Here is an 11,017-nt window from a genome sequence, read left to right on the forward strand (position 1 = left end):
GATCCCCGAATTACTACGCGATTTTTGTCAGGATGGCGTAATAAAAGCCATCCATGTCCTCTTCGCCTGGAAGCACTTGGCGTCCTGGATTGTCTGCCTGCGAACTTTCTAACTGAGCATCCGCGGTGCGCGTCAGAAACGCTTTCACCTGTTCGCTGTTTTCTTGTGGTGTCACAGAGCAGGTTGCATAAACCAGCGTACCTCCCGGTTTCAACTGCTGCCACATCGCATCCAGAATCTCGCTTTGTAGCTCTGCCAATGCTGCGATGTCATCACCACGACGCAGCCATTTGATGTCTGGGTGGCGACGAATGACGCCAGTGGCCGAACAAGGTGCATCGAGCAGGATGCGATCAAATTGCTCGCCTTGCCACCAATCTTTTGGCTTACGTGCGTCACCGCAAATAACTTGCGCTTTCAGCTGAAGGCGTTGCAGGTTGTCGTGTACGCGTTTGAGGCGGCTGTCATCACAGTCAATGGCCACTACTTGCGCATCTTGAGTATGTTCAAGAATATGGGCAGTTTTGCCTCCCGGTGCGGCGCAACAATCTAGAATTAACTCGCCATCTTTTGGCGTTAGGTAGTTAATCGACAACTGAGCAGCGGCATCCTGAACGGAAACCCAACCTTTCTCAAAGCCTGGCAGTTTTGTCACATCGCACGGAGCGGCCAATTTTAGGGCGTCGCTCGCTTCACTGTGAATACTGCTATCTATGTTTTCATTTTTGAGCAGTTGCTGGTATTCGTCACGGCTGTGATGTTGGTGATTCACGCGCAGCCACATTGGCGCTTTGCTGTTGTTGGCTTCCACAATGTCTTGCCATTGCTGTGGGTAGGCGTCCTGAAGCAGTTTAAGTAACCAGCTTGGGTGACCATATTTACCAGCATCGTGGCTCATGGCATGAGCGTCTAGCTCTTCTTGGCTACGTTGATAGTTACGTAACACTGCATTGATTAATCCGCGTAGACGTGGGCCTTTGAGTGTTTTGGTGCCTTCGACGGTTTCCCCGACGGCTGCGTGCGCTGGAATACGCATAAAGCTCAGTTGGTAAATACCGACCAGAATCAGGTGATGGAAAACGCGTTGTTTGCCTTTAAGCGGCTTATCCATCAGCTCATTCGCGATCGATTCAAGGCGAGGTAAATAACGCAATGATCCGTAACAGATTTCCTGTAACAACGCTTGATCGCGAGGTTTGACTTGTTGTTGAGCCGCAGGAAGTGCGTTAGAGAGAGACTGGCCTTTATCGACCACTTGGAAAAGGACATTAGCCGCAGCAGCGCGAACATTCATGTTGAATACCTTAACAGTAAGGGAGGGTGTCTCCACCCTCAAAAAGTACGTATAAATTAGGTCAGCTGTGTGCCGACTTCAAACCAGCTGGCACGCGAGTTGAGGATATCCTGAACTGGCATGGCTTTTTTACCGGGTACCTGAAGCTGTTCGAGAACCAGAACATGCTTGCCAGTGGCAATATAGATCCCCGTTTTATCTGCTTGCAGTATTGTGCCGGGTGCCTCAGTTGTCGTTTGAACGTCAACGCGGCTTTGCCAGACTTTGATGCTGTTGTCGGCGGCTTCAAAATGGCTCATCGGCCAAGGATTGAAGGCGCGCACACAACGTTCAATATGCTTGGCGTCATCATTCCAGTTAATGCGTGCTTCTTCTCTGCTGAGCTTTTTGGCGTAATTCGCCAGCTCGTCATCTTGCTTTTCAGGAGACGCTTTGCCGTCAGCAATGTCAGCCAGACACTCAACCAGAGCTTGCGGGCCAAGCCCAGCGAGCTTTTCATACATAGAAGCGCTGGTATCAGTGGCTTCGATCGGCAAAGTGGCAATTTTCAGCATATCGCCAGTATCCAAGCCGATATCCATCTGCATAATAGTGACGCCTGTTTCCTGATCGCCTGCCCAAATAGAGCGCTGGATAGGGGCGGCACCGCGCCAACGTGGCAGAATCGAACCATGGACGTTGATACAACCCAGCTTCGGTGTATCAAGTACAGCTTGAGGCAGCAATAAACCGTAAGCGACCACGACCATCAGATCCGCATTTAAATCAACCAGTTCTTGCTTAGCTTCATCTGACTTAAAGTTTTCTGGCTGGTAAACCGGGATATCATGCTCAAGCGCGATATTCTTGACTGGGCTGGCCGTCAGCTTTTTGCCTCGACCCGCAGGACGGTCTGGCTGTGTGTAGACCGCAATAACCTGGTGCTCCGAAGACAACAACGCCGCCAAGTGACGGGCGGCGAAGTCCGGAGTACCGGCAAAAACAATTTTCAAAGGTTTGCTCAAAGTACGTTCCTTTAGTTAGCCATTAGGCTTGGCTGGCTTGTTTTTCGTTAAAGCGTTTGATTTTTGCCAGTTTGTCCTGAATGCGCTTGCGTTTTAGAGGCGAAAGATAATCGACAAAAAGTTTGCCTTCTAAATGGTCAAGCTCATGCTGAACACAGATAGCAAGCAGGTCATCTGCTTCAAATGTGTATTCTTTGCCATCACGGTCAAGTGCTTTAACCGTGACTTCTGCAGCACGTGAAACCAGTGCTCGTGCACCAGGAACAGACAAACAGCCTTCCTCAATGCCATCTTCGCCACGCTTATCAAGAATTTCAGGGTTGATCAAAACCATTGGCTGATCGCGAGTTTCTGAAATATCGATAACGACGATGCGTTGGTGGAAATCGACCTGCGTTGCCGCAAGACCAATACCTTCTTCGTCATACATGGTTTCAATCATGTCGTCGACGAACTTTTGAATCTCAGGGGTCACCTTCTCCACTGGTTTTGCAACAGTGCGAAGGCGCTCATCTGGGAATGTTAATACTTGTAATACAGACATATACACTCGAAATGTTGAACTGAGCCGAATCAGGATAAACCTTGTTGGCTCAATTCTAGACATTTTGCTACCCAAATGACAGCCTCATTACACTTTTGCGTATTTTCCCCGAGTTAAATTGCACTGTGAATCATGTCAAATTTGGCGAACACTAAGCGGTCAAACTTCTCTTGAAATAAGAGGTTTAGGCTGACTTGCTCTAGCTCGTCAGTGTTGTGTAACAAGGTGCTAGGCCGGATTAAATTTTCCTATGACGAAAGAAGAACTGACGGCTTGGCTGAGCTTGTACTTTACGCCGCGGATTGGGCCCAAAACGTTTCAGCGTTTGGTGGCGGTAGATTCTCCAATTAACATCATTGACTCTTCACCCGAGACATTACGCCGCTTAGGCTTTTCCGACTCGCAACTGAACTATCTCCAACACCGAGCTGCCGAGGATATTGAAGCGTGTTTTGAGTGGCAAGCAGCGTCTAGTGTCAGAACTATTCTACCTTTGAGTGACCATGGTTATCCGGCACTGTTAAAACAGGCTGATCCTGCGCCAGCCGCGCTGTTTGTTGAAGGTCAGTTAGAGAGTTTGTCTCGGCCGCAAATGGCTATCGTGGGCAGTCGCAATGCCAGTATTGACGGGCTGAATACCGCACGCAGCTTTGCAACCCAACTGGTGAATCAAGACATGGTCGTGACCAGCGGTTTAGCGTTAGGCGTTGATGGTTATGCCCATGATGGGGCTCTGAATGGCAATGGCCAAACCATAGCTGTTCTCGGTTGTGGCTTAAATTCTGTGTATCCGGCACGGCATAAGAAGTTAGCTCAACGCATCGTTCAACAAGGGGCGTTGGTCTCTGAATTTCATCCCAATGTGAAGCCAAAAGCTGATAATTTTCCACGTCGAAATCGAATCATTAGTGGTTTGTCATTGGGCGTTTTAGTCATAGAGGCGGCAGAGAAAAGTGGCTCTCTGATCACCGCTCGCTATGCGATGGAGCAAGGCCGTGAAGTGTTTGCGATTCCCGGCTCGATTCATCATCCCCATGCGAGAGGCTGTAACCTGTTGATAAAGCAAGGTGCGTGCTTGGTTCAACACGTTTCCGATATTGTTGATGAAATAGATAGCCTGATTCGCTGGTCTGATGTTAATAAGCCGCCAGTGCAAAGCGATCTATTTGAACAAATTGATTGCAAAGAAGAATTGCCATTTCCTCAGCTGTTAGCTAACGTAGGAAGTAAGGCTACACCAGTTGATATTCTTGCAAGCAGGACCAATATACCTGTGCATGAAGTGATGATGCAGCTCTTGGAGCTTGAGCTCTCAGGGCATGTTGTTGCGGTTTCCGGTGGCTATATTCGAAAGGGGAGGGGCTAGCTATGATGATGGATATCCTTATGTATCTGTTTGAAACTTACATCCATAGCGATGCGGAGTTACAGGTCAATCAAGATGAGCTAGAAGAAGAGTTACTTCGTGCTGGCTTTCATCAAAAAGACATCTATAAAGCCCTTGTCTGGCTGGAAGAGTTGGCTGCATTGCAGCAAAGCGAAACGCATTCCGCGATTTCCATTTGCAGCACATCCACCTCAACGCGTATCTATACCGCGAAAGAGTGTGAGCGCCTAAACCTTGAATCTCGAGGTTTTTTGACTTTCCTTGAGCAGGTCAATGTGCTGACGACTGAGACGCGTGAAATGGTGATTGATCGTATCATGGGGCTTGAAACAGACGAGTTCGAACTGGATGATCTGAAATGGATTGTGCTGATGGTGCTGTTTAATGTTCCAGGTAATGAAAACGCCTACACGCTTATGGAAGAGCTGTTGTATACCAAAGAGCAAGGTATTCTTCACTAAACTCCATGAGTGGCTATGAGCGGTAAAATAGATCATCAGTTGTTTTCGGCCCATGAGCACGCTTTAGAACATAAAGCGTGCCCTAAGTGCCATTCTGAACAGCGTGAAGGCGAGCTACAACTTCGCCATGGCAAGCACGGCCCGTTTTTGGGCTGTAATCAGTATCCAACCTGCGACTTTATCCAACCTTTACATCAGAATGACGGCCATATCATTAAAGAGCTGGGCGTACCCTGTCCGAAGTGCTCTAATGAATTGGTGCTGCGCCAAGGGCGTTACGGTATGTTTATTGGTTGCAGTCATTATCCGCACTGTGACCATATCGAGTCGCTTGAGCAACCGACTGAACAAGAGGTTCAAGCAGAACATGCGTGCCCGGAGTGTGGTAAAGGTCATTTAGTCGAGAGGAAGAACCGTTTTGGCAAAGCCTTCTTTGCCTGCGATAACTACCCAAAATGCAAGTTTGCGGTCAATCAGCCGCCAGTTAAGGGTAAGTGCGAAAAGTGTGGTTTTCCTTTATTGATCGAGAAGAAGCTCGCTAGTGGGATGAAACATCAGTGCGCTGATCGAAAATGCCATCACACCCAGAGTGAACAATAAAAACGGCGCTGTTTCAGCGCCATTTTTGTTTTATCAAGTTTGCGATGACTAGTGCTTAATGTGACGCGCGATCTCATGAACCGCCGCGAAAGCATCCGCGTCTAAGACTTCTGCCAGAGCAGATAATTGACGTTGCAGTTCACCACTGTAATCACCACACACGTTAATGTGGCCCATCTTGCGTCCTGCGCGCTTTTCTTTCCCATACCAGTGGACATGACATCCCGGCATAGCGAGTACGCTTTCTGGCAGGGTATCTTCACCAAGGATATTGATCATCGACGTTTCGCGGATCAGCTTGGTGCTACCCAGTGGCATGCCACACACTGCTCGTAAGTGATTCTCAAACTGACAGGTTTCTGCACCTTGTTGTGTCCAGTGGCCAGAGTTGTGGACACGAGGTGCGATTTCGTTGACCAGCAAGGTGCCATTCAAATCAAAGAACTCAAGGGCTAGCACGCCGACATAGTTGAGCTCGTTAGCAACCGCAGTGAACATCTCTTGTGCCTGTTGTTGCAACTCAGTATCGGCAATGGCTGTTGAGACACTCAGTACCCCGTCGGTGTGGACGTTTTCTGCAAGTGGGTAGACCGCGACTTCGCCATTTTTACCGCGTGCACCGACAAGTGACACTTCACGTTGAAAAGGAACAAACTCCTCCGCAACAATCGCTTGTGTTTCGGTGGCGGTAATACAGGCTTCCATCTCAGCCCATACTGCGTCTATTTGCATTGTATCTTTGAGTCGCCACTGGCCTTTGCCGTCATAACCACCTAAGGCACTCTTTAGTACCATTGGGATACCGACATGCTCAATAGCGTGAGCAAAGTCTTCGCGTGTTTGGATTACATGGTATTTGGCGTTGTGGACCTTAGCCCTGTCCAGCAATGCTTTTTCGATTCGTCGGTCACCGCCAGCTTTGATGGCGTCGGCAGAGGGGAAGAGCTTTCCGCTTGCTTGGCAAACACCAAGAATATCATGTGGGATATGCTCGAACTCGGCGGTAATTACATCTGCTTGCTCAATCGCATTGTCCAACCCTTTGCCCAGTAGCGACTGAGTCAGCGGATGGACGATATTTTCGCTCGCAACATCATACGCAATAATATCGATGTTCAGAGGAGCGCCAGCCAGTGACATCATGCGTGCCAGCTGTCCCGCTCCAAGCACTAACACTTGCATGGGATTAGTCCTCTGCCGGGTTTGGGTTCGCTAACACGGTTTCAGTTTGCTGGTTGCGAAATGCTTCTACTTTCTCCATCACGGCATCATCATGTGTGCCGATGATCTGAGCCGCGAGAATGCCCGCATTCGCCGCACCTGCTTCGCCAATGGCCAATGTGCCTACCGCGATACCTTTTGGCATTTGAACAATTGATAGTAGCGAGTCCATCCCTTTTAATGCACGCGATTGAACAGGGACACCGAGAACAGGTAAGCTAGTGAAAGCGGCCGCCATTCCTGGTAAATGAGCGGCGCCACCAGCACCGGCAATGATGACTTTCAGGCCGCGCTCTTTAGCGCTGTTGGCATAATCAGCAAGAAGCTGCGGAGTACGGTGAGCTGACACCACTTTTGTTTCATATTCGACGCCAAACTGATCCAGCATTTCAGCTGCTAGTTTCATGGTTGGCCAGTCAGATTTAGAACCCATGATGATACCGACTTTCATCTTAAACTCCTTTAATGCAACTCTATTGATGAGCAGATAAATTTGAGCGCATTATACGGGGATTTTAATCTCAAGCAAACGTTTGCGCGAAGTTTAAATCCAGATTGACACAATTTATAAATAAATAGCTTTAGTCACTACCAATGATTATTTGTAAACTTAGTGATTAGACAGTACATCAGACAGGAAAGAATCAGTGGATAATTTTGAGCAGGCTCTGTTGGCTCTGAAAAACGGTGAAGTGATTGCGTACCCGACGGAGGGTGTGTTCGGTGTTGGTTGCGATCCTGATAACCCTGAAGCGATTCAGAAACTATTAGAACTGAAACAAAGGCCAGTGGAAAAAGGTCTGATCCTGATCGCTGCTAGCTATGAACAATTACTGCCGTACATTGACGAGTCTCAGCTGACGGATGAGCAGCTACAGAAAGTCCATCAGACTTGGCCTGGCCCCGTTACTTGGATCATGCCGTGCAGCGATAAAGTGTCGGATTGGGTTTCAGGCCAGTTTGACTCGATTGCGGTGCGTGTGACCGATCATCCTTTGGTACAAAAGATGTGTAATGCGCTTGGAAAGCCGTTAACCTCTACCAGCGCAAATTTGACCGGTGAACCCCCTTGTATGACGACCGCAGAAGTTGAGCAGCAACTCGGTGATCGCTTAGTTGCAATACTGGCGGGAGATACGGGTGGGCGAGACAAGCCAAGTGAAATTCGCGACGCAAAAACATCCAAGGTATTAAGACAGGGTTAACCCTGCAAAGGAAGTAGAAACATGTCAGCCATCGACAAGCAAGCAGTGAAACAGTTCCTGATGGAGCTACAGGATTCCATTTGTCAGCAACTTGAACAGGCCGACGGCCATGCTGAGTTTATAGAAGATGCGTGGAGTCGTGAGCCTGGTGAACGTTTAGGTGGTGGTGGCCGCACTCGAGTGATGAAAGAGGGGGCTGTATTTGAGCAAGGTGGTGTGAACTTTTCGCACGTACAGGGAAAAGAAATGCCAGCGTCGGCTACGGCACATCGCCCTGAACTTGCAGGCCGTCGATTTGAAGCGATGGGCGTGTCCTTGGTCATGCACCCGAAAAACCCTTATATCCCCACATCCCACGCCAATGTGCGTTTCTTTATTGCAGAGAAAGACGGTGAAGCGCCTATCTGGTGGTTTGGTGGTGGCTTTGACCTGACACCTTTCTATCCGTTTGAAGAAGACGCCCAATATTGGCATAACACTGCTAAAGAGGTATGTGCACCGTTCGGCAGTGAAGTGTATCCAGAGCATAAAGCGTGGTGTGACAAATATTTCTACCTACCTCATCGTGATGAAACACGTGGTGTTGGCGGTTTGTTCTTTGACGATTTGAATCATTGGGAGTTCGATAAGTGTTTTGATTACATCAAAGCCGTTGGTGAAGGGTATTGCCAAGCCTACCTGCCAATTGTCGAGCGCCGTAAAGCAACCGAATACGGTGAGCGAGAGCGCCAATTCCAGCTATATCGTCGTGGTCGCTATGTTGAGTTTAACTTGGTTTATGACCGCGGAACGCTGTTTGGCCTACAAAGTGGTGGCCGTACAGAGTCTATCCTGATGTCGATGCCACCACTGGCGCGATGGGAATACAGTTACCAAGTGGAGCCGGGAACCCATGAAGCAGAGCTGTATCAGGACTACTTGAAGCCTCGCGATTGGTAACACTTTCTTCCTTATAGGGTTAATGATAGGGTCATTGGTTTGCAATGGCCCTTTTTGTTTTGAGTAGGTAAGGATATGACCCAGCAGATAGATCGTTATGCCGTTTTCGGAAACCCGATAAGCCAGAGTAAGTCACCGTTTATTCATACGCTGTTTGCTCGTCAGACCAATCAGTCAATGACGTATACCGCTGAACTGGCTCCAGTGGATGGATTTGTTGCGGCGGCTGAAGCTTTTTTTGCTCAAAACGGAAAAGGATGTAATGTCACTGTGCCATTTAAGGAAGATGCTTACCGACTGGCTACACGTTTAACAGAGCGGGCTCAGTTGGCGGGTGCCGTCAATACGCTGAAAAAGCTCGATGATGGTGAGATCTTAGGTGATAACACCGATGGTGAAGGGCTGGTACAGGACCTACTGCAGAATCAGGTCGTGATTGAAGGTGCAAGAATTCTCTTGATCGGTGCAGGAGGTGCGGCTCGTGGTGTAATCAAGCCTTTACTTGACCAAAGCCCTGCTGAAATTGTGATTACCAACCGGACCTTATCCAAAGCGCAGACGCTACAAGAGATGTTTTCCAGCTTTGGTCCGATTAAAGCGGTTGAGATGGCACACATCGAACAGAGCTACGACATTATCATCAACTCGACGTCTTCCAGTCTCAGTGGCGAGCTGCCTGCGATTTCATCGGCAATCTTCTCACCTAACTCTACCGTTTATGACATGATGTATGGCTCTGGTCACACGACATTCAATCAGTGGGCAATTGAGCATAATGCGGCGGTGGTATACGACGGATTGGGCATGCTGGTGGGGCAGGCTGCGGAAAGCTTCATGTTATGGCGAGGTATCCGACCTGGGACAAAACAAATTCTACGCGAATTAAGAAAGAATCTAGAGGGTAAGTAATGAATCAGTCGATTCTGTTTCCCGATATGCAGCATTGGGATGACCACCTGCAAGCAGTCGTTTTTCCCGCGCAGCAGTCAGGCGCGCTGATAGAGTGTGTGGTTACCTTGAATCAGTTGGAAGTATTGGCTGGACAAAAACTTCAAGGTGCTGAGCAAGCTCTCGTTTGCTTTATTCAGCACCGATTTGATCTGGAAGAGTTAGCCGAAGAACTGATTGAGGACGAAACCTTCAATCAGTCAGGGCAGGTCGAAGTTATTTGCTAATCACATCGACATGATGCAGGTAATCTTCTTTGTTCTGCACGTAATTGTCTGCTGACTTTTGTAGAAAGGCGCGTTCTTTATCGTTAAGAGGACGTGCCTGTTTGACTGGGCTACCTACATATAAGTAGCCGCTTTCGAGAGTCTTTCCTGGTGGGACCAAACTGCCTGCACCAATCATGACGTCTTCTTCTATTACGGCGCCATCCAATACAATCGCGCCCATACCTACCAGCACCCTGTCTTTGATAATGCACCCATGTAGCATCACTTTATGGCCGACAGTGACGTCGTCGCCAATGATAAGCGGGTAACCATCAGGGTTTTCCTGATTTTTGTGCGTAACATGTAATACGCTGCCATCTTGGACATTGGTTCGCTTGCCAATGTGAATATTGTTGACGTCACCGCGAGCTGCAACTAGAGGCCAGATGCTCGAATCATCGCCAATTCTAATATCGCCCACCAACACTGAGCTTTGATCAATATAGACACGTTCACCAATGACGGGACGTGTATCTTTATAACTACGCAAGGCGCTCATTTTTTCTCCTTATATAGAGGAATTCTGGATAAACAGAGGTAGAAGAGTATGGAAAATAGCTATCTTTGAATAGAAAATACTCAAACGGCAAAAAAATCAAAAAAAACTGCAAAAAGGGGTTGCCAACGTGACGTCGATCTCTATAATGCCCCCTCGCTGACACGGGAACGCTTCGAAGCTTATGTTTCGAAACCATAAAGCCCAGTTAGCAAGGTCGATTAGCCAAGCGGAAACGCTTGAAAATAAGTTTGAAAAAAGTGGTTGACACTAAACTTTATATCGCTAAAATGACCGCCTCTTCCGAAGTGATGTTAATCACAAAAGAAGAGCGCTCTTTAACAATATAAACCTATCAATCTGTGTGGGCACTCGTTGATGATAATCCAATTAGAAACTTTGGTTTCAAATTAGGTTTCAATGATACGAAGTGACCATTCGAATTGGGAAGCAGCCTTGAGCTGTTTTGTTTTACTTTTTCAAAAGTGAAAACCAATAAGAGCACAGTCAATTCAAACATTACGTTATGTAATGTTCAGTATTCATTGAGCCGACAAAATCTTAAATTGAAGAGTTTGATCATGGCTCAGATTGAACGCTGGCGGCAGGCCTAACACATGCAAGTCGAGCGGAAACGAGTTATCTGAAC

The 11,017-nt window shown here is 48.0% G+C and carries 13 protein-coding genes and 1 rRNA gene; 8 read left to right on the forward strand and 6 right to left on the reverse strand.

Features of this window, described 5'->3' with window-relative positions:
- Window positions 1–13: 13 nt before the first annotated feature.
- Genes rsmB through def form a run of 3 tightly spaced genes read right to left on the reverse strand, consistent with a single transcriptional unit; the run spans window position 14 to window position 2,842 of the window.
- Complete coding sequence (gene rsmB / locus L1D31_RS20465) at window positions 14–1,294, reverse strand: 16S rRNA (cytosine(967)-C(5))-methyltransferase RsmB (RefSeq protein WP_239838839.1); 1,281 nt, start codon at window positions 1,292–1,294, stop codon at window positions 14–16.
- Window positions 1,295–1,350: 56 nt separating this feature from the next.
- The gene (fmt, locus tag L1D31_RS20470; protein ID WP_239838840.1) at window positions 1,351–2,298 is read right to left on the reverse strand and encodes a methionyl-tRNA formyltransferase; all 948 of its coding nucleotides are present in this window, start codon (window positions 2,296–2,298) and stop codon (window positions 1,351–1,353) included.
- A 22-nt stretch (window positions 2,299–2,320) separates the two neighbouring features.
- The gene (gene def, locus L1D31_RS20475; protein ID WP_006957514.1) at window positions 2,321–2,842 is read right to left on the reverse strand and encodes a peptide deformylase; all 522 of its coding nucleotides are present in this window, start codon (window positions 2,840–2,842) and stop codon (window positions 2,321–2,323) included.
- A gap of 250 nt (window positions 2,843–3,092) precedes the next feature.
- Between def and dprA the strand changes: the two genes are divergently transcribed.
- Genes dprA through L1D31_RS20490 form a run of 3 tightly spaced genes read left to right on the forward strand, consistent with a single transcriptional unit; the run spans window position 3,093 to window position 5,290 of the window.
- Window positions 3,093–4,208, forward strand: coding sequence for a DNA-processing protein DprA (dprA, locus tag L1D31_RS20480; RefSeq protein WP_239838841.1), 1,116 nt, complete (start codon window positions 3,093–3,095; stop codon window positions 4,206–4,208).
- 2 nt (window positions 4,209–4,210) lie between these two features.
- On the forward strand, window positions 4,211–4,690 hold the full coding sequence (locus L1D31_RS20485) for a DUF494 family protein (protein WP_006957516.1): 480 nt from the start codon (window positions 4,211–4,213) through the stop codon (window positions 4,688–4,690).
- Window positions 4,691–4,705: 15 nt separating this feature from the next.
- A complete protein-coding gene (locus L1D31_RS20490) occupies window positions 4,706–5,290 on the forward strand; it encodes a topoisomerase DNA-binding C4 zinc finger domain-containing protein (protein WP_239838842.1) in 585 nt (194 codons plus the stop codon).
- Between the two features lie 48 nt (window positions 5,291–5,338).
- Here L1D31_RS20490 and L1D31_RS20495 read toward each other — a convergent pair whose 3' ends face one another.
- Together L1D31_RS20495 and purE are read right to left on the reverse strand one after the other, a co-directional pair.
- Window positions 5,339–6,472, reverse strand: a complete 1,134-nt coding sequence (locus L1D31_RS20495) for a 5-(carboxyamino)imidazole ribonucleotide synthase (RefSeq protein WP_239838843.1) — start codon at window positions 6,470–6,472, stop codon at window positions 5,339–5,341.
- 4 nt (window positions 6,473–6,476) lie between these two features.
- Window positions 6,477–6,962, reverse strand: coding sequence for a 5-(carboxyamino)imidazole ribonucleotide mutase (purE, locus tag L1D31_RS20500; RefSeq protein WP_006957519.1), 486 nt, complete (start codon window positions 6,960–6,962; stop codon window positions 6,477–6,479).
- Window positions 6,963–7,158: 196 nt separating this feature from the next.
- On the opposite strand from purE, the gene L1D31_RS20505 reads away from it, so the two are divergent.
- The 4 genes from L1D31_RS20505 to L1D31_RS20520 all read left to right on the forward strand — a co-directional run bounded on the left by L1D31_RS20505 (window position 7,159) and on the right by L1D31_RS20520 (window position 9,830).
- Window positions 7,159–7,716, forward strand: coding sequence for an L-threonylcarbamoyladenylate synthase (locus L1D31_RS20505; protein ID WP_006957520.1), 558 nt, complete (start codon window positions 7,159–7,161; stop codon window positions 7,714–7,716).
- Between the two features lie 21 nt (window positions 7,717–7,737).
- Window positions 7,738–8,655 carry an oxygen-dependent coproporphyrinogen oxidase gene (gene hemF / locus L1D31_RS20510; RefSeq protein ID WP_021458651.1) on the forward strand — a complete coding sequence of 306 codons (918 nt, stop codon included), beginning with the start codon at window positions 7,738–7,740 and terminating at the stop codon, window positions 8,653–8,655.
- A gap of 75 nt (window positions 8,656–8,730) precedes the next feature.
- Window positions 8,731–9,564 (forward strand): shikimate dehydrogenase, encoded by an 834-nt coding sequence (aroE, locus tag L1D31_RS20515; protein ID WP_171353892.1) that lies wholly within the window; start codon window positions 8,731–8,733, stop codon window positions 9,562–9,564.
- A complete protein-coding gene (locus L1D31_RS20520) occupies window positions 9,564–9,830 on the forward strand; it encodes a DUF1488 domain-containing protein (protein WP_239838844.1) in 267 nt (88 codons plus the stop codon). The genes aroE and L1D31_RS20520 overlap by 1 nt, the downstream gene beginning before the upstream one ends.
- Here L1D31_RS20520 and L1D31_RS20525 read toward each other — a convergent pair.
- Entirely contained in the window at window positions 9,820–10,371 is a 552-nt protein-coding gene (locus tag L1D31_RS20525) for a gamma carbonic anhydrase family protein (RefSeq protein WP_239838845.1), read from the reverse strand. The two genes, L1D31_RS20520 and L1D31_RS20525, sit on opposite strands and share 11 nt — an antisense overlap.
- Before the next feature lie 560 nt (window positions 10,372–10,931).
- Here L1D31_RS20525 and L1D31_RS20530 point away from each other — a divergent pair.
- A 16S ribosomal RNA gene (locus L1D31_RS20530) occupies window positions 10,932–11,017 on the forward strand; the annotation flags it as partial.

The organism is Vibrio sp. Isolate23 (assembly GCF_022398095.1).
GTDB lineage: Bacteria > Pseudomonadota > Gammaproteobacteria > Enterobacterales > Vibrionaceae > Vibrio > Vibrio coralliilyticus_A.

Excerpts from the sequence above, each read along its gene's own strand:
- L1D31_RS20525 (WP_239838845.1), bottom strand. The coding sequence starts at position 10,371 with ATGAGCGCCTTGCGTAGTTATAAAGATACACGTCCCGTCATTGGTGAA.
- L1D31_RS20520 (WP_239838844.1), top strand. The coding sequence starts at position 9,564 with ATGAATCAGTCGATTCTGTTTCCCGATATGCAGCATTGGGATGACCAC.
- aroE (WP_171353892.1), top strand. The coding sequence starts at position 8,731 with ATGACCCAGCAGATAGATCGTTATGCCGTTTTCGGAAACCCGATAAGC.
- L1D31_RS20495 (WP_239838843.1), bottom strand. The coding sequence starts at position 6,472 with ATGCAAGTGTTAGTGCTTGGAGCGGGACAGCTGGCACGCATGATGTCA.
- hemF (WP_021458651.1), top strand. The coding sequence starts at position 7,738 with ATGTCAGCCATCGACAAGCAAGCAGTGAAACAGTTCCTGATGGAGCTA.
- L1D31_RS20485 (WP_006957516.1), top strand. The coding sequence starts at position 4,211 with ATGATGATGGATATCCTTATGTATCTGTTTGAAACTTACATCCATAGC.
- L1D31_RS20490 (WP_239838842.1), top strand. The coding sequence starts at position 4,706 with ATGAGCGGTAAAATAGATCATCAGTTGTTTTCGGCCCATGAGCACGCT.
- def (WP_006957514.1), bottom strand. The coding sequence starts at position 2,842 with ATGTCTGTATTACAAGTATTAACATTCCCAGATGAGCGCCTTCGCACT.
- dprA (WP_239838841.1), top strand. The coding sequence starts at position 3,093 with ATGACGAAAGAAGAACTGACGGCTTGGCTGAGCTTGTACTTTACGCCG.
- purE (WP_006957519.1), bottom strand. The coding sequence starts at position 6,962 with ATGAAAGTCGGTATCATCATGGGTTCTAAATCTGACTGGCCAACCATG.
- rsmB (WP_239838839.1), bottom strand. The coding sequence starts at position 1,294 with ATGAATGTTCGCGCTGCTGCGGCTAATGTCCTTTTCCAAGTGGTCGAT.